Below are 23,109 nucleotides of genomic sequence, written 5' to 3' on the forward strand. Positions count from 1 at the left end.
TAAAATTGGGAAAGTATCGACATTCCAGCCGCCGTGGCTTCAATGGTCTTACTGCTATCTTCAACCGACAAGATTCAGTGGCGCCTGATCATTCTGGCGAGTAGCAGTGATTTCCGCGGATATAGGTTGCGGTCTGCGACGTCGATGACTTCGGCGTCTTGAATATGTACTTCGGGGGTAAGACGCACTCGTAGCATTCACCTTCTTCGGCAGGTGCATCTTGGCAATTGCAGTCTTGAGTGTGCTCTGCTGAATGGGTTTTGTCGGCACCGGTCTGGTTTGCGCGGAGGTCACTTATCGCCGGGCCGGAATCTTGGTCACGATCATCTGCTGCAAACGACGGCCCGGCCTGCAATGTCAATGCGAGCAACGCGGCGACGATGACGTGGTAGTAGCCAATAACCTTCATGGGACGTTTCCTTTCGTTGGCTAAGGCCAGGCGACACCAAGTAGGATTGATGCCATTCCCGCCGCCGGTACTTCGGGGCTACGGGTGTTGTTCGATTGGTCGAGAGCCTTTCAACGGATCATACCCGGTGGAGTGGAGATGGCCGTCTATGGAACATCCGCGAAAATTGGTGAAATCTATTGTTTAAATGCGAGTCATCCATTTGATGCATGAGACGACGTCTTGCCAGCCCGAACCACCAAGTGTCCGCCAAACCCACTGTTTTCGGCGGTGCTTTTTCACCCAATCGCGACTTCTATCCTCGGTGGTCTTGCGCATGTCGTTGCCGCAATCCCCCTTCATCCCGGATGGCAAAGGGCGCCGCATGCACCGGAGTGACACCGAGGAATCCCTTATCGATCTCCTAAAGATCTGCCGGTGTCATACACGGTCCATTGATACTGTGATGATAGCCCGCTATCATCCCAGAGGACTCGGTTGGATTTCGCCTCATCGGACTCTACGATGTAGCCCAGCGGCAAAGGTCGAAGGAGGATTGGTTCACTTTGCTAACCGGCGGCGGAAATGAATTGCAAAAAAAGGAGATCGAAACGGCTATAGGCTCGTGTTTCTGAGCAACACGTCACCCTCCACTCCTCGGGGATACTCAACTACCATCTGGAAGGAAGGTAAGAGCTCAAGAATGGCGCGCAGGGGAGCTGGCCTTCATAGAGCTCCTGATCACTATACTCAGTATATATGTAGCGCGTTCTGCTCAGGATCTGATTGCCCCCGGCAATAACGTCGGCCTCGGCTCCTTGCACATCCATCCAGATGACATCGATGTTCTCTAGGCCAGCTTCGCCGCACCAGTCATCCAGCCTTCTCGTCTCAACGGAAATCGGACGGTCAAACCGAACCAACGCATACTCAGAAAGGTGGTTCTTGGGACGGCGTATCGAGCCCGAGAGATCCCATTCCTTAGCGCTGCCATTTCCATTGCTGCGTTGAGCAAGATCGGAACGCCGGTTCGCTTCCCGAAAGCATTGATTAGCTCCCAATATGCGGGATTTGTCTCGCGTGACACCGTCTGCAAACGAGCCGTACCATCTACGTGCGTTATGGCGCCTAGCGAACTACGCTGGGATTCGCGCACAGACACTACAAAATTCATAAAAGGAAATTCCCGCAAGGTACCTGGCAGATCAAAGAATTTCGCGGCATCCTCCTCCAATACCGAGGGAGCAAATGGGCGGTAGCCTTCCCGCTTCTTGACCATCATATTAATTCGATCCTTGTTTGAGGCCGGCCTCGGGTCAGCAAGAATACTTCGGTTGCCCAGCGCCCGTGGACCGAATTCCGAACGTCCCTGCACCCAGGCGATCACGGCGCCATCCGCAATCCATTCCGCTGCTTTGCCTGTCACGTCATCACTGCGTTCAATGTCGAGATGCTGGCCCCAAGCAACAAGTTCCTCCTCCACGCTTCCTTCGCTCCCCAGGTGGGGTCCCCAATAGACGTTTTGCAAACGCTCACGAGGTGCCGGATGTCCCAGATCATGAGACGCCATCAATGCGGCGCCTAGTGCGCAGCCAGCGTCATGGGCAGCCGGTTGTACGAAGATGTCTTCAAACATCCCCGAGTACAGCAGCTTGCCATTCAAAGTGCAGTTGTGAGCCACTCCTCCGGCCAAACACAGTCGTTCTATGCCGGTAACCTTGGTGTAATGCCGCAGGACGTGGAACACGATCCGTTCCAGTGCTTCCTGCAGTGAAGCACTCACATCTTTATGCTGCTGCGTGAACGGCATGCCTTTCTGGCGTATTTGGATGTTGCTGAGCAACGTGGGACCAACTCGGTCGAGATAGACCCGGTAACCACCGTCGTCTAGGAGTTCGTAGAATTGTTGGAAGATCGCGCGGTATGACGCGGGATTACCGTAGGGTGCGAGTCCCATGACCTTATATTCATCGAACGCGCCATAACCTAGGAAGCGGATCGTTTCCAAGTATAGCAGCCCTAGAGAATCGTTCTCCGGGAATGCCACGAGTGGCTCAATCTCCGTGCTGGAACCAACCGCCAAAAGCCCCGAAAGAAAGTCCCCACCGCCGTCAATTGAGAGGACCAGACTTCGCTCGAAGCCCGACATGAAAAACGAGCTCACGGCGTGCGACATATGGTGGCTCACGAAGGAGACACGTGAGGGATCAATTTCGGCACCAAATTCTTGCCCGAGTAATCCACACAACAACAGCCTCGCATCCGGTATTGGGGCGCTTGGGTGAGAGAGGCGCACGCGCTCGAGCACAGCGTTGCAATAGGCCTCGGTCGCATAATACGCGATGCGGTCTATGTCGTTAAGGTGAACACCTGCAGATGCGAGGCAATATTGAACCGAACGTGTTGGTAGCTTGTTGGAGTGCTTGATCCGGTTAAGGCGCTCCTCCTCGACCGCCGCTATCACTCGGCCGTCGCGAACGAGAACCGCAGCCCCATCGTGCATAAAGGTGTTCGGTAGATCGAACGAATTTTCGTAGACTCTGCTTAGACCGCCACTGAGCCCTAGACACAGCATGTTGCTCTCCAGTTCGTTTCGAAAGGTAGGTCGCTCTGGCTTGGCCTCCGGCTTTCGTAGTTTCATAGGGTGGTGCTTGACAGTGCAGCTAGAGCTCACGGGCCGAAGCCGAAATCAGATCGTGACCGGATCGGTGAGATTGCCGACAATCGGCGCTATCAGAAACCCAGACCGAAGCATTTGCGGCAGTAACGCCGCGTTGCGTATCCACATTACCCAGTCCTTCATCTTTCCGCCCCACAGCCACAAGGGAAAATCAACGACGTTTGGTCGTCGCTGCAAAGGTCGTAGACCGTGTCCTTGCAACGGCGAGTGCGCCTGCGTTGGCTCCGAGGCATAGCAAACAGAGTTCTGCCGCCGGTCTCTATCACCGCATGTGCGCCAGTACCGAACTCAGCTCCCATGCGGTGAGACCGCCATTGATATCAATCACGTTGAACAGAGGCTACGGTGTGAGAACCAATCTGCGCTCAATGTGCAAAACGCGTGTTCCTTAAGGGGAAGCAGTAGAAAGATGACCAGCGCGCGCGGTGAAACTCGACGAATAGGAGGCGGCATCGACCGGGGCAAAGTGCGTCCCTTGAGAGCCCGCTGAAATGTCGAGAAGCAACGACCAAGATTCTGGCCGATCACTTCGAGTGCAAGATAACGATCGAGACCAGGCAGCAGACGGACTGCCCCAGGCCGTTTTCCCAGCACAGTCTGCACGGCACCCGAGGACCCATTTTAAGAACTCCGAATTATCGCTTTACAAAGCGCTTCTTCAGCGTCTTCTAATGGCAACCGTTTCGATCAGTAAAATCGATTGTTTGGATGGAATGCATCCAAAAAAAGATGGCGTGACTCCCCGGTGAAGCGGGCGGCGCCCCCATCCTTCTCTCAATGGCGGCCGTGTTCAAGGCAGATCCGCCTGCGACATTCGGACCGACGAACTCCTCGTGTCTAGTCGTATAAGCAACACTCCTTCGCTACTCTTGTTCAGCCGACAAAGCCAAGCCGCGTGTTCGTCTTGGCACATCGATGAGCGTGATAGCCGCGCCTGCTGCAAGGAAACGGCGTTCAGTCTTGGTGAGCGCTGCCGCAGCGAGTGCCGCGAAACGTGGGCCAAGCGCTTCATCATTTCCCGAGCGTAAGTGCGCAGCATCTGGTCGGTGAAGCGCGAGCCGAAGGAGAAGCCCGGGGGTTGGTGCGCCGCTCCTTCACGACTTCAGGGATCGGCTCTGAGTATCGATATCGGTCAGGACTTCGATAGTCCGAATTTGCGACTAAGAAGTTTGCGGCCGGCCTGACGCTGCCGTGTGCAATATAGAAGACGGTCTTCGCCGCTGACCCCAGTCCGATTTCCCTCCCAACAAATCGCTTTCGCCCAGATGTCGCCGGATGAGGCTTTCCCACTGTACCGCCTCGAATTGCATGGAGTGCGACGAGTTCAAGAGTTGCTTCGGACCAGAGGAAGTCTGACCGGCCCCGCATGGGCACTCCTTCGATCGACATTGAAGCCGTACGTTACATCGCGGCGGTGTTGCACGGAGGAGGGCAGACACTGCCACGGCTGAAGCCGAGAAGCTTCGCCTGGCGCACGACGGATAGCTTATGCTCGCGGTCGATCATTTCTTTCCGCCCAGCAATCCCGCCTTGCCGAGCGCACCGGACAAAAAATCGTTCTCCAGTGTCAGCTCGCCGATCTTGGCGTGCAGCGTTTTGACATCGACGGTTGGGGCTGCTGGTTCCGCCTTGGCTTCATCCCCGAAAACGCCAGTCGCCCCCTCAAGGAGCTGCTCTTTCCATTGCTTGATCTGATTGGCGTGCACGTCGAACTGCTGGGACAATTCCACCAGTGTCTGCTCGCCTCTGATAGCGGCAAGCGCCACCTTCGCCTTGAAAGCCGGGCTATGGTTCCGGCGCGGTCGTCTTGTCATGGTATCTCCTGTTCCCGGCATCTAAGCCAAAGTCAGGCAGAAATTCCACTTATCCTAGCTGTTCAAATTTCCCGAGCCAGCTCTGGCTGTCCATTGCCTCCCTATGCTTTGTGACAGTGCGGCGCGCAATGCTGATGCCGGTTTCCTTCAGCCAAGCGACGATTTCATCGTCGGAAAGTACTTCCGAGGCCTCTGCGGCGATACTTGCCTTGATGCGGTGGCGGATGCGCGAGCGCTTCCCCGGGGGCCACGATAAATCGGCAGAGGCGCGGTAACTTCAAAAAAATAACGCGGGGCTAAAAAATTGGCCGCAGGCTAGTCCGTGGGTATGGACTGGAAGTCCGGTAGGCGCTATTCGTGCCGTTCCAGCATAACATCAGCCACCCCGTGGATTCTCCAAGGCCTCTTATATTGAAAAAAGTGCAACGCAGTTTTGCCGTCGAGTACAAGAACGGCAGGCGAAAACTCGATACCAGATCGAACTCGATCTGGGGCAATGTGGATCTAAAGTCAGTCGCGCGCGATCTAGAGGAAGAGGCATTGCCTGCTCTGTCAGGTAGCTCTCAGAGTGGCAAACCCGACAGCGAAATGTCTTTGCCGGAACAAGATCAGGCCGAGCAGTTGTTGACAGCGCCTCTCGGCCCGTCGACAACTGCATCAGATACACAGGAGATGAGCATGGCCGACGAGACTAATACGACAACCAATGTCGATGGACAGACCGTTGTCGAAACGCCTAATGCGCCGAAGAAACAGCGCAAACCGCGCGCCAAAAAAGCCGCGGCACTCGAGACCGCGTCCGCTGACGCTACGGCAGAGCCAGCAGCTGCTCTGGCCGGGGCCGGTGGTGTAAAGAGGAGAGGGCGCAAGACAAAGGCGATCGAAGCCACGGCGAGCGCCAAAAGTGCACCTATGCGCCGCGCTCCAAAAGCTGTGCAGACAGCGCCGGCCGCCCCGATGACGGCGATCGATGAGATGGCAGACCTTTTGCAGTTGGAAGAAGAAAATCAGCGACTGCGCAAGCTTCTTGCTGAAAAACTTCGCGCTGAAAATGAAGATCTGCGCAAACGGCTCAAGCTCGATTAATATAAGCAGCCGGTCAATTAGCCGGCCGTATCTACACTCTTATCGAGACAAACAATTCGGCAACGGTAAATGCTGTTGCCGGACCTAAAACTCACTGCCTGCTTGCGGGATAAAACGCGAGGTCAGATAGATGGCGTCTCCCTGGAAACTTCTTGCCCGACTGATCTCACCGGGTCGCGAACAAAAGCGAGAAAACGGCTCGGACCAAAAGGTTACGCCGGACCCGTTGGCTATTGCCGGTCCGACCGAAACGCCTGCCGAGAAGAGCCTGATTAGCGCCGTTCGACCGGCAAGCGAGGGGCTTCCCCGTCACGGCCATTCTCCTGCAATTTCCACCGAGTTTGTTGTTTCCAAAGAAGTCGGAATCGGTATCGGCATGAACGAGACTGAGGAGGCCATCTCTCGTCGCAGCCACGATCAGGTCGACGGCCAAGACGCCAAAATCGTTGAGGCGGCTGATCCACCTCCATTCGGCGAGCTTGGTACCGACATCGTCGCTGGGCATGATGCTACGAAGTTCGTGCGAACTCTCGAGGTCGCCCCGCGTAAGAAGGCATCAGCCGCGATTGCAAACGCGGCCCCGGCAATTCACACTGCGGACCAGATGAGCCTCGACGAAGACATCAGGGTGCTCAGGGGGCAGCTAGCCAGAAAGCTAAGGCTGCAAAACGCGCAGTTGAGAACAATGCTGGAGCGGTTTGAACGGTGACCTGTCGCAGTGCAACACGTTGAGCCCGGTTTATTGCAAGTGACGGCATTGAAAGCGTTCTCCTAGGCCACGTCGAAGGATCATTGTTCAGCGTCAGGCAACCTGTCGCCCTGGGCATGTTGATGGTTCTTGCCGCCGGTGCTTCGCGGAGCCAGCGGCAGCATCACCTGTGTACGGCTAGGGTTCCAAGCACGGTCCCATTTCGTCGACATCGACGACAAGCGTGTTTAGGCCATGTTCTAGGCATTTAACCGCGCTCGATCGCCACTGTGGACATCGAGCCTGCCGCAGGTTTCTTGATGCGCGTCTCCGCCGCTTGCGCAATCGAAGCCGCATTGGTGACGTCAAGCTGAACTGTCCGGGCGTCTGGTCCGGCGCTTTGAACGAAGGTGTCGCCTGCTTCAAGTTGGCGCGCGCAACCGAGCCGGTGAAGCCGTTCTGCGCCAGACCTTGCACGATCTGACGGCGGATTTCTTTGCCAGTGGCGAGAGCTGAACTGTGACGCGATCGAGACCGACACATGCCATTGACTTCGAATTCAGCGATCGATTTAAATCGAGCAATTGGGGCTTGCCTCCTGCCTAACATCTCGACGAACTCGAGCTCGATTATGTGATCACTCTAAGGCCCTCCGTTTGCCAGTCTAGATGGGCTGGCGGCCAAGATAAGCATCGAACGCGGCAGCGACATGGCGAAGGGCAGAGCGACATTCGTGCCGTACACGGACTAAACCGTTGTCAAACTGAACGATCCCGTCCTCAGCCAGAATCTCTAGCTGCTTAGCTGAACTCACTAGATGGGTCTGATCAAATCCCTGGGCCGTACAGATTGCTGATATGTCCGCCTCCAAGTAGCACATGAGCTGTTCGATGATTGCAGCTCTTACGCGATCCTCGGTAGTTAAACGGTAGCCCCTTGAGATCGCCAAGCGGCCGGATGCTATGTGTCGGTTATAACAGCTTTGCGTGAGATCGTTTTGAACGTAACCGTCGCCGCAACGACCGATGGCGGACGCGCCCAAACCGATGACAGTTGGGCAGGTTTCGGCAGAGTAACCAAGCGAATTGCGGCGCAGACGACCAGCTCTCTGTGCTATTGCAAGCTCGTCATCCGGCAAAGCAAAATGGTCGAGACCGATTTGCAGATAGCCTGCTGCAACTAACGTATCGGCCATGGCTGAGGCCTGCTCAGTGTCAATCGGCTTGGTAACGGGACCCCTTATCGGCTCCCAAAAGTGACCCCTGCCTCTGGTTGCATAGGGTCAGCGCGCGTAGGCCCGGAGCTTTTCATTTAGCGCAGGGGCCTGCGGGCGCGGGTTGGTTGTCTTTTCGGCTTTAGCTTTGAGAGCGGTTTTTGAAGCGCCAGGATTCATTTCCGGTTTCCAGGATCTCGCAATGGTGGGTGAGCCTGTCGAGAAGAGCGGCGGTCATCTTGGCGTCGCCGAACACAGCGGGCCATTCTCCGAAGGCTAGGTTGGTCGTGACGATGACCGACGTCCGCTCGTAAAGCCTGCTGATCAAATGGAAGAGAAGCTGGCCGCCGGCCTGAGCGAACGGGAGATAGCCGAGTTCGTCCATGATGACGAAGTCGAGCCTGGTGATGAAGTCGGCAAGCCGCCCCTGTTTGCCATTGCGTGCTTCTGTCTCAAGCCGATTGACGAGATCGACAACATTGAAGAACCGGCCCCGCGCTCCGTTGCGGATAAGAGCACGGGCAAGCGCGATGGACAGATGGGACTTCCCTGTGCCGGTCCCGCCGACCAGAACAACATTGTGTTGCTCGGCGAGGAACGCCCCGGTCGCGAGCTGGCGCACTAACCCTTCATTGACCGGTGTATCGGTGAAGTCAAAGTCGTTGATATCCTTGGCCAGCGGCAATTTGGCGATGGCGATCTGGTATTTGATCGACCGGGCCTGCTTCTCAGCAATCTCTGACTGCAACAAGTCACCGACAATACGGGGCGGTTCATGCTGGCGTTTGATGCCGGAAGCCATTGTCTCGTCGTATGCGCTGCGCATGCCAAACAGCTTCAGCGTGCCCATCATGTCGAGGATTTGGGATCGTTCCATATCAGCTTGCCCTCCTGAGGCTGTCGTAACGTGCGCAATCGGCCAGAGGCTCATGGGTCAGGCGAAGCGCATCGGGAATGGAAAGGATGGCGGCCGGTTGCGGATCACGCTTACGGGCCAGAATGTTGATGATGACGGCGGATGAGAACACGCCCTGATCGAGCGCCTCCTGGCAGGCTGCTTCAACGGTGGGAAGCCCGGCCTCACCGACACATTCCAGGATCGCCACCATCTGCCGGTCGCCGTCATGCATGGCCTTCAACCGGCGGCGCACCTTCTCCATGGCGGCGGGCAAAACCCAGTCATGGAACGGGGCGCCGTTGCGTAGGGCTCCCGGCTTGCGGGTCAGGACCGGAACGTAATGCCATGGATTATAGATCGTCTCGCCGCGGCCGAAGCAGCGGTCGTGCTGACCGATCTCGATGCCATCTTGCCGGATGACGATGCGGTCGGCATAGGCATGTACCTCTGCCGGGCGACCGACCGCGGTGGACAGCACCGAGTATTTGTTGTTGTCGAAACGCACGAGGCAGGTCTTGCCGATCGAGGCCTGGACGGCGTGGAAGCCATCGAACTTGCCGGGATAACTGATCATATGCGGCCGCTCCGCATCGAACACCTCCCAGATCGTGTGCTCCGTCTGATCGACATGCTTATGGGCGCGGGCATAGCTGATGCACTTGTCCAGCAGCCAGCCGTTCAGCTCATCGTAGGATTTGAAGCGCAGACGTGGGGTGAAGAAGCGCTCTCTCACCAGATTGACCTGGTTCTCGACCTGGCCCTTCTCCCAGCCGGACGCCGGCGTGCAGGCCACCGGCTCGACAAGGAAATGGCTGCACATCTGCAGGAAACGACGGTTATATTGCCGTTCCTTGCCAACGAAGACCGTCTCCACCGCCGTCTTCATATTATCATAGATGCCGCGCGTGCAGGCTCCGCCGAAGAACGCGAACGCCTTGTCATGGGCGTCGAAGACCATCTCCTGCGTCTCTCGCGGATAGGCCCTCACAAACATCATTCGGCTGTGGCAAAGCCGGACATGAGCCACCTTCACCGTTGTCGTCACGCCGTTCAGTACGACAATCTCGTGGCTCCAGTCGAACTGGTAGGCTTCGCCGGGCGCGTAATAAAGCGGGACATAGGCTTCCGCCGTCACGGCCCCGCGCTCTTTCGACCATGTCCTCGCATAACGCCGAACGGTGTCGTAACCGCCTTCATAGCCGAGGTCGCGTAAATCCTCGTATATCCGGATCAGCGTCAGGCGCTCGCGGGAAGCCTTGGCCTCATTGGCAAGCAATATCCGATCGAGTTGTTCGCGCCATGGTCCGAGCTTCGGCTGAGGTTGACGGGCTCGCTCGTATTTGAACTCCGTCTCATCGGTGCGCAAAACCTTCCGCACCACTTTCCGCGATATGCCCAACTCCCGGCAGATCGCCTTGATCGACTTGCCTTGCACATGGGCCAGCCGTCGTATCTTCAGAATTGTTTCCACAATAAGCATCCAAACAAAAAGCCTCCGATGAAACCGGAGGCTGTTGTAACCCCATCGCAGATGGGGGTCCCGTTTGGACGCCGATCACCCCAAATGCGGGGTCCTTATTCCATGCCTAATCACATGCTCAGCTCGCGCGGCTATATCGGGCAGTGCTGCGGTGTCAATCAAGCGCTGATTTTTTCGAAAAGATGGAACGTGGGAATAACCGAAAACCGCGAGACGGTCGGGACGCATCGCAATAGCTAACATTGCGCTCTCTAGACAGGACTGGACGGTTTGGTTCGGCAAACCGAACATCAGATCGAAATTGATACGCCTGACCCCATACAGGCGGAGGTTTTCGACGGCGGTCATCACTTGCGCCTCGCTCTGAATCCGGTTGATCGCTTTTTGTACGACGGGATCGAAGCTCTGCACACCGACGCTTGCGCGATTCACACCGGCTCTTTCTAGGGCTTCGGCCATATCGGTGGTGAACGTGCGCGGGTCGACCTCAATGGCAATGGTTGCGCCTCGCTCAAGCGCAAAACGGCCGCGCAGGAGTTCCATTAGCGACAGGAAGTCTGCCGATGGCATAATGGTCGGGGATCCGCCGCCAAAGTGCACGTCACCCACGGAGAGTGCCTGCGGCACTTGCTCGGCGACCAGGCGGATTTCCTCGCGCAGCATTGCTAGATAATCGGTTATCAAAGTATCCCGACGAGTGATGCTAGTCGGAAAACCACAATACCAGCACATCGAGCGGCAGAATGGAATGTGGAGATAGAGCGAGACAGCGTCATCAGTTCCCTGGCTTCTCAGCCATTGCTCATAAGTGTGGGCGCCGATTTCTGGAGAAAACTCCTGTATTGTTGGGTAGATAGTATACCAAGGCAACTGCGCCCCGCTATTTGTGTTCGGAACGAAAATCGACGACGGTGCGCGCACAGACTTTCGCCTGCAGTCCGTGTCACGTTCACATTCAATATTTGACACGTTTTTTTCCCTCGAAAGCTGGGTCCTATTGGGCACGTGCCACGCCCGGAATGGACTTGATGTTCGATTTGACGTCGCATTCGGAAAGCGCCTTCGGCTCATCGCCAGGCTCGTCGCCGCTCGTTGCGACGCTGAGGTGCTTCTTGCGGCGCTTTGCCGCCTTGTCTGGATATTGCGCTAACACTTCCGCAATGAGCTTTTCATGCAAAACGCTGTCATTCTCGTAATCAAGGCTCATGGGCCCCTGCCCCTTTCAAGGTTCGGGTTAGGTCGTCGTCGACGAAGCGTCTTTCGTGGAAGGACGCGCTGGCTCAAGGGCCAGCGCGTCCTGTCGACAGCGGCAGTTATTGAGCCGCAGCCACCGCTAACTCCTTGGCCTGTAGTTCGGCCAGCATCTGCTCGTCGCTCTTCATGATGCCGAAGTCGAGCAGCATGTCTTCGAAGCTCTTCCATGGTAATCGGGGTCGGAATGGTCCCTTGGCCCGAATTGGCATGGATCTTCTCGGCTAGCGCCCGATATTCCCCGGCCTGCTTGGAGTCCGGCGCGTACTGGATCACCGTCATCTTCCTGAGCTCGGCGTGCTGGACGATGTTGTCACGCGGCACAAAGTGGATGAGCTTGGAATTGAGCCTGGCAGCCAGCGCCTCGGAGAGGTCGAGCTCGCGGTCCGTCTGGCGCTCGTTACAGATCAGGCCGCCGAGCCGCACGCCGCCGGAATGGGCATATTTCAGGATGCCCTTGGCGATGTTGTTGGCGGCATAGAGCGCCATCATCTCGCCGGACATCACGATGTAGATCTCCTGGGCCTTGTTCTCACGGATCGGCATCGCGAAGCCACCGCACACCACATCGCCAAGCACGTCATAGGAGACGTAGTCGACATCGTCATAAGCGCCGTTCTCCTCGAGGAAATTGATCGAGGTGATGACGCCGCGCCCGGCGCAGCCGACGCCCGGTTCCGGACCGCCGGACTCCACGCACTTGATGCCTTTGTAGCCGGCCTTGAGCACGTCCTCGAGCTCAAGGTCTTCCACCGAACCTTCCTGGGCTGCCAGATGCAGAACCGTGTCCTGTGCTTTGGCGTTCAGGATCAGCCGGGTGGAGTCGGCTTTCGGGTCGCATCCGACGATCAGGATCTTCTGCCCGAGGTCGACAAGCGCTGCGAGCGTATTTTGGGAGGTGGTGGACTTGCCGATCCCCCCTTTGCCGTAAAATGCGATTTGACGCAAATCTGACATATCGCCTTCCTTCTTTCGTTCCATCCATCGCTGAGTAAAAGGCCGGCAGCTCGCGCCGCCTCCCAGGGCAGTCTTCAAAACCCGTGCCATGTGGGCAGCAGCATATAAAACAGTTGGTTTGCTGATCTTCAGCTATTTAATTCCAAACTTTCGAAGGCGGGTTCGACAAACTCTTGTCCCGAAGCCGCCAAACTGGACGAAGCGGCTGTGAGGTTTTGTCGGTTCGAAATCGCTAGCCTCAAAGATCAACAAATGTCGTCCGTATCCCTACATCCCAAGCGAAGGGACAGAAGTAGTGTGGCAAGTCGTAGAGCCAAACAGATCGATACCGTCTTGATGGCCGATCGGCTTCGCACCACGCGTCGGATTAAGGCCGGATGATCAGCAGAACGCAGATGAAGGCACAGTAGAGATTGTCGCTTACAACAAACTCGCTGTTATGCTGTCTCCATGAACACATAGGAGGAATGCCGCCAGCTTGGCAGCTGCAGTCTTGCGGCCGGATTGTTTCGCCATAGGCTGAGATTGACAACAGAGCCGGTTTCGATCGTCAGCGGGTCAATTCTGAGGAAATGCTCGAAGGCTACAGCAAAGATCGGAGCAAGGTATCAAGTAAAAGCGCTAGTCGCAGATGCTTTTTTCCAGGCGCACGCTCAGCTCCGACAAATTGTGGATCGCGTAGTCGAATACGGCGAAGAGCTTATGGCAATTTTAGTAGGTGCTATCAAAATCGCCCGATGATCACCATCCGACGACGACATCACCGCTCATCTTTAAGGAAGTGGCATTTGCGCGTGCCGCACAGTCGCAAATATCGGGAGCAAGGATCCCCGTTCTCGGTCCAACGTCGCCGGACAAGCCCGCTAGGTTGCATCTGGGGCCTTCACGTTTTCAAGATCTGGCGCCCGACGAACTCTGCCGCTCCAGAAAGACTTCCGCTTTCCTCAGGCAGAAAGCATTCATTAAAATCGCCGCATTCCTTGCAGCTGGGAGCGCTACAAAGGGAAAAGCCTTCAGCTTCGCAAATCTTGCGGTAAAAATACTTCTTCCACCTCATGTTGTTGGTGTTGCCTGCCGCCAGCGCCGGAAAATGCGCGAACAGCAATCTGCCAAGTTCGGTCTTGTCAAGCAAGCCGAGATCCCGCCAGAGGTGGTCTTCACGCATGGAACGTCGCGCAATGATCTTAGCGAAACGCACGCCCTCAGGGTCGCCTGGCCGGACATACGCTAGAAGCATATCGCGCAACAGTTGCTCCTCCGCATCACGCACGCAATCACTCGCCTCTTGCAGGGCAAAGGCGCGGATGAGCCTTGCCGGGAAACTGCGGGTTGGAATATCCCGCAGCTCCCTAAGTGAAAGGCCGGTTGCCTCGGTCGCGGTGGCAATCCCCATCTCAATTTCTTCAAGTGCGCGCGAAAAAACGCGGAAGAGCACATAGTCATCAAAATATAACCTAAGACCCATCTGGCATGGTCGGCTGACATAGAGTGTTTGGCAATCGTCGCAGTGGTCGACGGCTATGCTGGTTTGACGTGCTGCGTCCGCTATCGTCGAGACCCCGATGTGATGCACATTTGGCATGCGCTTCGTCACTTTCTCCAATAATCGAATTCAGTTGGCTGCTTTGGCCCTCGCAAGGCGAACATTCAAAGATTGTGCCAGCTTGAGCAAGTGACACTTGAAGCCTCGATCGCCCGTGCAGCGGGGAGGCGATCCCGCCTCCAGTGGTCGCCAAACGGACAAACGCAGGCTTTCAATCTGCGGCGCCGATCGAGCAGTCTGAATGCAGCAATCCGAGCGAAGATCAAAGATCAACGCCTGCGCAAAGACGCGTTAGCCGATAGAGTTATCCATATGTCTCTTCTATAGTCCTCAGAGTAGTTGGAGACCGGGCCTGTTCGCCGCGCTCCGAAGGCCGCCGCCATAGCGAGCAACAAGGCGGCGCCAGTATCTCTCCGGGATACGCAATAAAATCTGCCGCTTCCTATCTATTGCATTTTTGTACGCTCTCCGCTGCGGTCGCGATCGGCTTCCTTGGTTAGACACCTCCGTCATGCACCAAGGTCGCCAATCAGGAAAAATAGATTGATTGGATGTCATCATTTGCGTTTTGAATAACGCTCAAAACGCGGCACCAAAAACGCCTGGGGACCGAGGGCGAATTCGCGACCGCGGCACTCAGCGCACTTGAGTAAGCCAACAGTGAGCGCGGCTGTTGCCCCGGTTGCGCTAGCCAAATGTCGTGATGCTCGGATGGAACTCGCCGATTGCAGATTTTCTTTCTGCTTTCAACGTCGTAAGGAGTGCATTGATAGAAGCTCCACTCGTCAGCTTCGAGTTCAGGCGCTCGCGTCTGCAGCGGTGGGAGATGGTTTCTAATTCTGCCGGGTATTCGTACAACGTAAAGATCTCGTCAAATCTGGAACACGCACTCGTTTGCATAATCTGCCCAAGGTCGGGATTCCGTTCCGCAAAAGTGGGACAAATGTCGAGCCATACGAGCGGCGACGCCGATGGCCGCCACGTTCGATTGCTGAACCCGCCCTGGTCGACTGCGCGGCCGCCGGTATGGTTTAACATCGTCGCGTACATTGTTGGCGCGAATTCTGTATAGGGGCGTGCCGGAATAAAAACATGCCAATCATAATATCACATCAAATACAACATGATGATCGCTATCGGAGCGCCGCGTCCGGAGCCAAGCTTGGTTTAAGCCGAACCGAATTGGCGCAGGACCATTTACACAGCACACTGAAATCTGCATATTGCCGCGCGTTGTCGCTATCCCGAGTTGATGGACAAGTCGCTTTCGCTCCAGCCAAAAGCAGCTGGGCACGGGCTCTTTTCAAGAAATTAGAAGGCAAGGATATGGAAAATTTTGTGTATCTGTTGGAGTCGGAAAGTGCGATCTTTCGCGCCGCTGAGCTCCCTGATCGCAACAGCATTGCATCGATCTCCGGTTTAATTGGCAGTGATCTTATTCAGATGATCCGCTTCGACGACATGCACTCGCTATTTGTTGGGGAAGAAGCTTTGCGAGCTGGGTTAACCGCCTTTACGATCTTTGACGGGTACCCGATCCCTCTTGCCGGGAAAATAGCGCTTTTGGGAGGCGATGGTAGTAAACCTTATCGTTCGCCGTCAATAATGATGACGGAAGCCGCGCGACGTTTTGAATGTTGCCGGCCGGTGCTTGATCCTGTGTTTGTTCCGATGGACCGAGTAGTGAACAAGGGCCTCATCGTTGCGGGCGCACTGGAAAGCTTGCAAGTGCGTATTGATCGCCGCTCCCCGGTGCTCCTATGAGCGCAATGACGAATGATAGGATCCGCGAGAATGAACTCTATCGCGCCGGTTCGCTCAGAGTCCGCGAGCGTGGCGCCATGGGCACGAGAAACGGAAAGCTGACGCCTCAAAATTGCGGCGTTTACTACGTTGCCGAAGGCCTCCCGTTCCACTGGACAAGGTCAACACTGAAGGGCGGAAGACATTCATTGCATTTGCCGAGTTGGAAGCCGCGAAGGAAGAAGTCGCCACTTTGGCGTATTCGCGCTTACCCGGCTTTTGGCAACCTATGGCACCAGCTGAATGCCGAAGTATTTGATCGCTGTCGACGGCGCAGCCCGCATTGATTGCAGACGCTGTTTCAACGCCTGCTCACGGCGAAGTCATGCACGTTCATAGGGTGGACGAATCGGGCGAAATCGTCGGCGTTGACGCAGTTGAAACATTGGACGAACGAACGGGGAGCAAGACCTTGCCCTTTAGAACCTTTTTTTGCATCCTGCTGCTGGTCACGTGCACCAGTGCTGTTTCGGCTTACGCTGCCTCGCTTTCCATCTTCAAAGCGTTCGCCGTAACCTTAGCGGCTTCGTTTTTGCTTCAGGTCATCTATTTCTTGAGCCTGCTATTTATGTCCTTCCGGCCCACGCGCGAGAGCGACAGGTCGATACATTCAGGAACTTGGCAGGCAGACCAGCCACAAAAACGTGATCGCGATGAAACTGAGCAGTCCAACGTCCCCCAGCTTGACCCAAGGCGTAAACGGCGCACCCCTTAAGGCAATTTCGGCGGAGGACAGATTATCAAATATACCGAGCATTACCACTTGGTGTATTCTGCGTACGTCGCGGTTATACTAGCATATTTGCTGTATCAATACTTATGCCATCGGATACGACCAAGTCTAATACCGAAGAAAGGATCGCTTAACCGCCCGAATCATTTCAAAAAATATTATAGATAGTGGAGGAAGCCCGTGGGCTTACGTGTAATCGCGTGTTCTGCCCCCCAGTTTTCTCACGGCGAGGCGGGCGAAATGGCATTATCAAGCGCCGATCCGGCAAGCCTCTACAATGCCTGCAGATATGCTGCGTCACTGGCATCCAAGGCGGAAGGTGCATGGGGCGAAAGCAATTGGCGCGGCACCAGGAGTGACAGGCGACAATCAACGCTTCTGCTATCTGACATGGACGATGTGCAGCGAAGGCTAACGCCGCTATTAGTCCGGGTCCGGCCCAATTTAGTTCTCATAGGAGCGATGTCGATATGCTTCCGTGGTGCGATTGAGACAGCGAAATACATCAGAGAGTTTCTAGGCGATGACGTTTGTATCGTTCTTGGCGGTCGCCACGCCACCGAAACAATATATCGGGATGACGAAAATCGTGTAAGACATCATCTAGCGTCCCCTCTGCGGCTAATTGCTGACGGAAAAGTTTCCAACTGTTTCGACATCGTGCTCTCCGGAGATGGTGAACACTTTATCGCGGAAATTGGGTGCGTCGTAGCTTCCTTGGAAGCAAGAGGTTTTTCGCCAAGGGAGGCGAAATTCTCATTGGGCCACCTGACGACCACCCCGGGGCACTGGATCGCCGGCACAATCATGGACGATCAGGTCCACACTGTGTGCTCTTCGGGCATGCCGCTCGATTATAATGGGATGCCATCCCCAGCCGAAATGTTCGGAATTACAACTAGCTTTGACGTGTTTGGTGGCGCGCCTACCGCGCACGTCTTCAGCGACATCGGGCGTGGATGTATCTATGATTGTATCTTCTGCAGTGAGAGGGTCAGCGTTGTCGGGCCTCCTCGACAGTTCAAGACAAGCCCCCACCGGTTATGCGGCCAGCTCGCAGCAGCCCACCGCGTAGTCAAGGCAGATTACGGCGAAAACTTTCCTGTCTCGGCGTTCATTGAAGACTCAACTCTTCTTGGATGGAATTCGGCCCTCGTAGCCCAGTTTGAAAAGGTATTCGACCCACTCGAAAATCCTGTGCGGCTTGGCGGACAAGCGACCATTGACCAAATCGTTAATAACCCAGCCCTTGCACGAAGACTAGGCCGCATGGGCCTGGAGTATCTTTTCATCGGGGTCGAGACACCGCGCCCAGAACTTGTTGGAGGTCTTCACAAGAACATCGCCACCAAGAAGGGTTCGTGGATGGAACGCGCGGACAAAGCAGTTGAGATCTTGTCCGAAGCCGGAATCAAGGTTGGGGTATCCCTCCTATTTGGCATGGGCGAGGGAGCTGCTGAAAGGCAGCAATTGTTTTCGGCCTTAGAAAGCTGGCGGAAAACGGGCTCTCTGATCACAATCAGCATGAACTGGGCCGTCCAACACCCTTTGAGAAACACGGTTCAGGGGAATGAATATACCTATTTGGATTGGGCGGTGTCGCCCGGTCCCATGCTGTCGTTGTTAAGGAATTTTGGCGAAGCCTCTGAGATCTATCCAATTGCCGGCGGTACAAACCCAGACGAAGCCTCCGTAAAGGATATTCTCCAAGCCACCACGGAGATCATGGCTATGCCGCCTGCACACCCAATGCAAAACCAAGAAGCGGAGCATATATATGCTGAACGGAGCGCCTAAAGGCGGAATAAATTACCCTAGCTCAGACCGAGTATGCGCCGGAACCCATCTCTTTATCGATATGTGGGATGCAGAAAATACGGGAGATACTGAAGCGATTGAGGCGGCGGTAGCGCAAGCCGTTCATGACTGCCGCGCCACGATGCTGGAATCGAGTTATAGAAAATATAGCGAAGATGGGGGCGTCACGGGCTTCGCAATTCTCGCTGAATCGCACATTTGCGTAAATACCTGGCACGAAGAACGCATGGTCGCGATAGACGTATTTTTTTGTGGTTCGCTAGACCCGTACGCGAGTATCGCCGCGTTGCGCGACGTATTTCGCCCATCCCGGATCGATATTAGCGAGCACAAGCGTCTTCTTGGAACAAGAATAACGCATCCAAATATTGTGGAAGCGCTTCAACCGAAAGTATTCTCCGAAATCGAGGTGGAACATGTCTAAGAGCCCGATTTAAAAGAAGTTGTGCGATAACAGGCAGTTGTGATTCCCTATTGGTGCTAAATCAAATGGGGTTTCGATGAGCTGGACTGCTATCGCTCGCCGTGGGCATAACCGAGACGTGCTTCGTTTTCCAAGTGATTTGAAGGACCGGGAATGGACGTTGATCAAACCGCTGATCCCGCCAGCGCGTCGTGGCGGGCGGCGTCGGACGACGAATATGCGCCCGGTCGTGGAGGCGATCCTCTATATCCCCTCGAGCGGCTGCCAATGGCGCATGCTGCCGGGCGATTTTCCGCCGGTTTCGACAGTGCGCGGTTATTTTTATGCTTGGCGCGCGATCGGACTGTGGCAGAGCATCAACCAGCTTCTGGTGATGGCGGCGCGGGAAATCGAGGGACGGGAGGCGCAACCGACGGCAGGGATTATCGACAGCCAAAGCGTCAAGACCACGGAAAGCGGCGGAATATCCGGCTATGATGCAGGCAAGAAGATTAGTTGAGGCGAGCAATGTGCGGCCATGGTGACTGGACGATCGAAATCGTCAAGCAGGAGGCTTCTGGGGGCATCGTCTGGTTTAGAAAGCACCTCCGACTAAGGCGACTGTTGCCGACCGCCGCTTCTGATTAGATGACATGTTTCCGGAAGAGAACATGCCTCGAAAATTTGAGCGTTTCCCGTTTGCCTTTTGGACCTACGCCGATCGAGAAGCTCGACCGTCTCGGTAAGCGCGGGGGTGGAAACATTGAGAACAACGTCAAAACGAGATGACTGCAAGTTCGCAACTTGCATTTGGCGGAAATAAGCTCCGCAAACTTTATTGCAGTGTTCCGGACGGTGAGTCGAGGCGGGTCCAGTGAGATTTGCCCAGGGCCGGCGCTTTTAACGCGGCGGCCTCGGCGCAGTCGACGACGTTCCCGCCCATCGGACGAAAACTGGCGGGGCAACTTCGACGTCGAAGATGGCGCGGATTGTTGCACGAAAGCCCGCCGCGGGGACATCCCAATGCAGGTCGCCGACTATCGGACGCAGACCGGCGTTAGAGCAGGCTTTTGTCAGACATGTACTCAGCGGTTGTCGGCATTGAGACTGAATGGCGGGAGCTTGACACTACGCGCTGCTACGAAATGCCTGCTGAGCCCACGAATTCACCCCGGCACGCGATTTGCTCTGGTCACGGTATGTCGCCAATCGCAGCGCGATGGTCTTCGGGCGGTGCGTCGCTGTTCGCGTCTCGTGAGGTCCCGATGGTTTGCTGTGGCAATGATAGTGGCTCCGTTGTGACCGGGAAAATCTCAGGAGTGTTGGATGCGATCTAGAGTTCTTCATTTGCGAGCCACAACGATCGCCCACGTCGCGGGCGGTACAGCCAAAGCGGCAGACCTTGAGCCAGGAGGGAAGCCGGGGGTGTGGGACTGGTCTGGAAGTTATGTTTGCGGACGGGTCGGTAGGTGGGTGCGGTCGAACCTGCTGCGCCAATTCCTACGGTCGGGCGACCTATGGCGATACCGACATGTTCGATTTCAACCGGCTGCACAACCCGCACCTGCCGCTCGGCTAAGGGCTGTATCTGTGCCTGGGCGCTGCGCTGGCGCGCCCGGAATTGGGAAGTGCCTTCCCCCGCCGTTCGTGCGGTCGGAGGATCTGGCGCTGGTAATCGCCGCAGAGGACGTCGTCTACGCGCTGTCTTAGCTCATTTGCTGCCCGCAGTCTGCCCATCATCTTCCGCCCCTTCCAGGCTCAGAGAGTAAAGCGTCACCATGTCCGAACAATCCTTGCCGGCGCTGCCGATGTGGCGGGTCGATCACATCGAGCCCTCGCCCGAGATGTTGGCGCTACGTGCCAAAGGTCCGATCCACCGCGTGCGCCTTCCGTCCGGGCACGAATGCTGGTGGGTGACAGGCTATGACGAGGCCAAGGCGGTGCTGTCTGACGCGGCATTCCGGCCCGCGGGAATGCCTCCGACGGATTTCACCCCGGATTCGGTCATTCTCGGTTCGCCGGGATGGCTGGTCTCGCACGAAGGGGACGAGCATGCTCGGTTACGCACGATCGTGGCGCCGGCCTTCAGCAACAGCAGGGTGAAGCTGCTTACGCAGCAGGTCGAGGCGATCACTGTGCAGTTGTTCGATACGCTGGCGGTTCAGCCCCAGCCCGCAGACTTGCGACGCCATGTCTCCTTTCCGCTTCCGGCCAAGGTAATCAGCGCGCTGATGGGCGTGCCCTTCGAGGAACACGCCTTTTTCGCAGGACTCTCCGACGAGGTGATGACGCACCAGCATGAAAGCGGCCCGCGCAGCGCGTCGGGCCTGGCCTGGGAAGAGCTCCGCGCCTACATTCACGGCAAAATACGGGGCAAGCGACAGGAGCCGGGCGATAACCTGCTGACGGATCTGCTCGCCGCGGTCGACCAGGGCAAAGCGACCGAGGAAGAGGCGATCGGCCTCGCGGCGGGCGTGCTGGTGGCGGGGCACGAGAGCACCGTTGCGCAGATCGAATTCGGCCTGCTGGCCATGTTTCGCCATCCGCAACAGCGCGAACGCCTGGTCCGCGATCCGTCCCTGGTGGACAAGGCGGTGGAGGAGATACTGCGCATGTATTCGCCTGGTGCGGGCTGGGACGGCATCATGCGCTATCCCCGGACCGACGTGACCATCGCAGGCGTGCATATACCCGCGGAGAGCAAAGTACTGGTCGGCCTGCCGGCGACCTCGTTTGATCCGCGCCATTTCAAAGACCCGGAAGTCTTCGACATCGGACGCGACGCAAATCCCCACCTGGCGTTCTCCTACGGGCAGCACAATTGCATCGGGGCGGCGCTGGCCAGGCTGGAACTGAAGGCCGTATTCGGTTCGATCTTCCAGCGCTTTCCCGCGTTGCGCCTGGCCGTGGCGCCCGAAGAACTGAAGTTGCGCAAGGAGATCATCACCGGCGGGTTCGAGGAGATGCCGGTGATCTGGTGCGGACGCCGCCCGGTATCGCAATTTTCTCATTTGACGGCGCCTGGCGCGCGCCGGTCAGATCAGCCACCCGACAGGTAACCAAGATGGACGTGCAAGGAACCAAGGCAGCATGCCACGACGCCTTCGCCGAGCTGGCGTCGCCAGCATGCATCCAAGACCCGTACCCGTTCATGCGGTGGTTGCAAGAGCACGATCCGGTGCACCGCGCGGCGTCGGGCATCTTTCTGTTGAGCCGCCACGCCGACATCTACTGGGCGTTCAAGGCCACGGGCGATGCGTTTCGGGGACCGGCGCCATCCGAACTGGCGCGCTATTTCCCGCGTGCGGCGAGCAGCCTGTCGCTCAATCTGCTGGCGTCCACGCTAGCCATGAAGGAACCACCGACGCATACGCGTCTGCGCCGGCTGATTTCGCGCGATTTCACCGTGGGCCATATCGACAACCTGCGGCCGAGCATCGCGCGCATCGTCGCAGCCCGCCTGGATGGCATGGCGCCCGCACTGGAGCGAGGAGAGGCGGTGGACCTGCATCGGGAATTCGCACTGGCCTTGCCCATGCTTGTCTTCGCTGAATTGTTCGGCATGCCCCAAGACGACATTTTCGAGCTCTCAGCGATCGTCAGCGCCATTCTAGAAGGCCTGAGCCCGCACGCCAGCGATCCACAGCTCGCCGCGGCGGACGTGGCCAGCGCCAGGGTGAAGGCCTATTTCGGCGACCTCATATTGCGCAAGCGCGCCGATCCCTGCCGCGACATCGTGTCGACACTGGTCGGCGCACACAGCGACGATGCCGACACGCTTTCGGACGCGGAGTTGATCAGCATGCTGTGGGGCATGTTGCTGGGCGGCTTCGCCACCACTGCTGCGACTATCGACCATGCGGTGCTGGCGATGCTGGCCTACCCCGAGGAGCGGCACTGGCTGCAGGGAGACGCCGCAGGGGTGGAGGCATTCGTGGAAGAAGTACTGCGCTGCGAGGCGCCCGCCATGTTCAGCTCCATTCCGCGTATCGCCCAGCGCGACATCGAATTGCGTGGCGTGGTGATCCCGAAGGACGCGGACGTGCGCGTGCTGATCGCGGCCGGCAATCGCGACCCGGACGCTTTCGCTGATCCCGACCAATTCGATCCGGTGCGGTTCTACGGCACCAGGCCTGGCATGTCGAACGACGGAAAGATTATGCTGAGCTTCGGCCATGGCATCCACTTCTGCCTAGGTGCGCAACTCGCCAGGGTGCAGCTGGCCGAGAGCCTGCCGCAGATCCAGGCGCGCTTCCCCACGTTGGCCTTGGCCGAGCAGCCGACCCGGGAGCCCTCAGCGTTCCTTAGGACGTTCCGCGCGCTGCCGGTGCGGCTGCACGCGCAGGCGGCGGCT

The 23,109-nt window shown here is 56.9% G+C and carries 14 protein-coding genes and 8 pseudogenes; 10 read left to right on the forward strand and 12 right to left on the reverse strand.

The genetic code is table 11. The features are described from left to right. Positions 1-88: 88 nt before the first annotated feature. The 5 genes and pseudogenes from MF410_RS32820 to MF410_RS32840 all read right to left on the reverse strand — a co-directional run. Positions 89-409 carry a nodulation protein NolE gene (locus tag MF410_RS32820; RefSeq protein ID WP_275593056.1) on the reverse strand — a complete coding sequence of 107 codons (321 nt, stop codon included), beginning with the start codon at positions 407-409 and terminating at the stop codon, positions 89-91. Positions 410-1,059: 650 nt separating this feature from the next. Continuing rightward, complete coding sequence (locus MF410_RS36700) at positions 1,060-1,311, reverse strand: FkbM family methyltransferase (RefSeq protein WP_275593057.1); 252 nt, start codon at positions 1,309-1,311, stop codon at positions 1,060-1,062. Then, entirely contained in the window at positions 1,239-2,963 is a 1,725-nt protein-coding gene (locus MF410_RS32830; protein ID WP_275593059.1) for a carbamoyltransferase, read from the reverse strand. Before MF410_RS32830 ends, MF410_RS36700 begins: the two co-directional genes overlap by 73 nt. Before the next feature lie 1,539 nt (positions 2,964-4,502). Continuing rightward, positions 4,503-4,882, reverse strand: a pseudogene (locus tag MF410_RS32835) (transposase); the annotation flags it as partial. Between the two features lie 49 nt (positions 4,883-4,931). Further along, positions 4,932-5,108: pseudogene (locus MF410_RS32840) on the reverse strand (hypothetical protein); the annotation flags it as partial. A gap of 185 nt (positions 5,109-5,293) precedes the next feature. Between MF410_RS32840 and MF410_RS32845 the strand changes: the two are divergent. Continuing rightward, positions 5,294-5,968, forward strand: a complete 675-nt coding sequence (locus MF410_RS32845) for a transcriptional regulator (protein WP_097622127.1) — start codon at positions 5,294-5,296, stop codon at positions 5,966-5,968. 130 nt (positions 5,969-6,098) lie between these two features. Then, positions 6,099-6,677 (forward strand): hypothetical protein, encoded by a 579-nt coding sequence (locus MF410_RS32850; protein WP_097622126.1) that lies wholly within the window; start codon positions 6,099-6,101, stop codon positions 6,675-6,677. A gap of 643 nt (positions 6,678-7,320) precedes the next feature. On the opposite strand, the pseudogene MF410_RS32855 reads toward MF410_RS32850, so the two are convergent. The 7 genes and pseudogenes from MF410_RS32855 to MF410_RS32885 all read right to left on the reverse strand — a co-directional run. Then, positions 7,321-7,866: pseudogene (locus MF410_RS32855) on the reverse strand (coproporphyrinogen III oxidase); the annotation flags it as partial. Between the two features lie 145 nt (positions 7,867-8,011). Beyond that, entirely contained in the window at positions 8,012-8,746 is a 735-nt protein-coding gene (gene istB, locus MF410_RS32860) for an IS21-like element helper ATPase IstB (protein WP_222135253.1), read from the reverse strand. A 1-nt stretch (position 8,747) separates the two neighbouring features. Then, complete coding sequence (gene istA / locus MF410_RS32865) at positions 8,748-10,247, reverse strand: IS21 family transposase (RefSeq protein WP_222135254.1); 1,500 nt, start codon at positions 10,245-10,247, stop codon at positions 8,748-8,750. Positions 10,248-10,364: 117 nt separating this feature from the next. Next, a pseudogene (locus tag MF410_RS32870) lies at positions 10,365-11,168 on the reverse strand (radical SAM protein); the annotation flags it as partial. Between the two features lie 88 nt (positions 11,169-11,256). Next, a pseudogene (locus MF410_RS32875) lies at positions 11,257-11,454 on the reverse strand (nitrogenase); the annotation flags it as partial. A gap of 106 nt (positions 11,455-11,560) precedes the next feature. Continuing rightward, a pseudogene (gene nifH / locus MF410_RS32880) lies at positions 11,561-12,455 on the reverse strand (nitrogenase iron protein). 883 nt (positions 12,456-13,338) lie between these two features. Further along, positions 13,339-14,037, reverse strand: coding sequence for a nitrogen fixation protein NifQ (locus tag MF410_RS32885; protein WP_097622243.1), 699 nt, complete (start codon positions 14,035-14,037; stop codon positions 13,339-13,341). Positions 14,038-15,324: 1,287 nt separating this feature from the next. Between MF410_RS32885 and MF410_RS32890 the strand changes: the two genes are divergently transcribed. The 8 genes and pseudogenes from MF410_RS32890 to MF410_RS36865 all read left to right on the forward strand — a co-directional run. Then, on the forward strand, positions 15,325-15,762 hold the full coding sequence (locus MF410_RS32890; protein WP_007636966.1) for a hypothetical protein: 438 nt from the start codon (positions 15,325-15,327) through the stop codon (positions 15,760-15,762). A gap of 322 nt (positions 15,763-16,084) precedes the next feature. Next, complete coding sequence (locus MF410_RS32895; protein ID WP_239621156.1) at positions 16,085-16,516, forward strand: exopolysaccharide production repressor protein; 432 nt, start codon at positions 16,085-16,087, stop codon at positions 16,514-16,516. Between the two features lie 480 nt (positions 16,517-16,996). Continuing rightward, positions 16,997-18,331, forward strand: coding sequence for a radical SAM protein (locus MF410_RS32900; RefSeq protein WP_239621159.1), 1,335 nt, complete (start codon positions 16,997-16,999; stop codon positions 18,329-18,331). After that, positions 18,312-18,776 carry an adenosylmethionine decarboxylase gene (gene speD / locus MF410_RS32905; RefSeq protein ID WP_097622241.1) on the forward strand — a complete coding sequence of 155 codons (465 nt, stop codon included), beginning with the start codon at positions 18,312-18,314 and terminating at the stop codon, positions 18,774-18,776. The genes MF410_RS32900 and speD overlap by 20 nt, the downstream gene beginning before the upstream one ends. 76 nt (positions 18,777-18,852) lie before the next feature. Then, a pseudogene (locus MF410_RS32910) lies at positions 18,853-19,269 on the forward strand (IS5 family transposase); the annotation flags it as partial. 933 nt (positions 19,270-20,202) lie between these two features. After that, positions 20,203-20,334, forward strand: coding sequence for a hypothetical protein (locus tag MF410_RS36705; RefSeq protein WP_275593058.1), 132 nt, complete (start codon positions 20,203-20,205; stop codon positions 20,332-20,334). A gap of 199 nt (positions 20,335-20,533) precedes the next feature. Beyond that, positions 20,534-21,814: a cytochrome P450 gene (locus MF410_RS32915; RefSeq protein WP_097622047.1), complete on the forward strand. Its 1,281-nt coding sequence runs from the start codon at positions 20,534-20,536 to the stop codon at positions 21,812-21,814. A 5-nt stretch (positions 21,815-21,819) separates the two neighbouring features. Continuing rightward, a pseudogene (locus MF410_RS36865) lies at positions 21,820-23,100 on the forward strand (cytochrome P450); the annotation flags it as partial. Positions 23,101-23,109: the final 9 nt, after the last annotated feature.

This window comes from Rhizobium sp. C104 (assembly GCF_022354505.1).
GTDB classification, from domain to species: domain Bacteria; phylum Pseudomonadota; class Alphaproteobacteria; order Rhizobiales; family Rhizobiaceae; genus Rhizobium; species Rhizobium redzepovicii.

Coding starts and splice junctions, on each gene's coding strand:
- MF410_RS32820 (WP_275593056.1), bottom strand. CDS start 409: ATGAAGGTTATTGGCTACTACCACGTCATCGTCGCCGCGTTGCTCGCA.
- MF410_RS32830 (WP_275593059.1), bottom strand. CDS start 2,963: ATGCTGTGTCTAGGGCTCAGTGGCGGTCTAAGCAGAGTCTACGAAAAT.
- MF410_RS32850 (WP_097622126.1), top strand. CDS start 6,099: ATGGCGTCTCCCTGGAAACTTCTTGCCCGACTGATCTCACCGGGTCGC.
- istB (WP_222135253.1), bottom strand. CDS start 8,746: ATGGAACGATCCCAAATCCTCGACATGATGGGCACGCTGAAGCTGTTT.
- istA (WP_222135254.1), bottom strand. CDS start 10,247: ATGCTTATTGTGGAAACAATTCTGAAGATACGACGGCTGGCCCATGTG.
- MF410_RS32885 (WP_097622243.1), bottom strand. CDS start 14,037: ATGCCAAATGTGCATCACATCGGGGTCTCGACGATAGCGGACGCAGCA.
- MF410_RS32890 (WP_007636966.1), top strand. CDS start 15,325: ATGGAAAATTTTGTGTATCTGTTGGAGTCGGAAAGTGCGATCTTTCGC.
- MF410_RS32900 (WP_239621159.1), top strand. CDS start 16,997: ATGTCGATATGCTTCCGTGGTGCGATTGAGACAGCGAAATACATCAGA.
- speD (WP_097622241.1), top strand. CDS start 18,312: ATGCTGAACGGAGCGCCTAAAGGCGGAATAAATTACCCTAGCTCAGAC.
- MF410_RS36705 (WP_275593058.1), top strand. CDS start 20,203: ATGTTTGCGGACGGGTCGGTAGGTGGGTGCGGTCGAACCTGCTGCGCC.
- MF410_RS32915 (WP_097622047.1), top strand. CDS start 20,534: ATGTCCGAACAATCCTTGCCGGCGCTGCCGATGTGGCGGGTCGATCAC.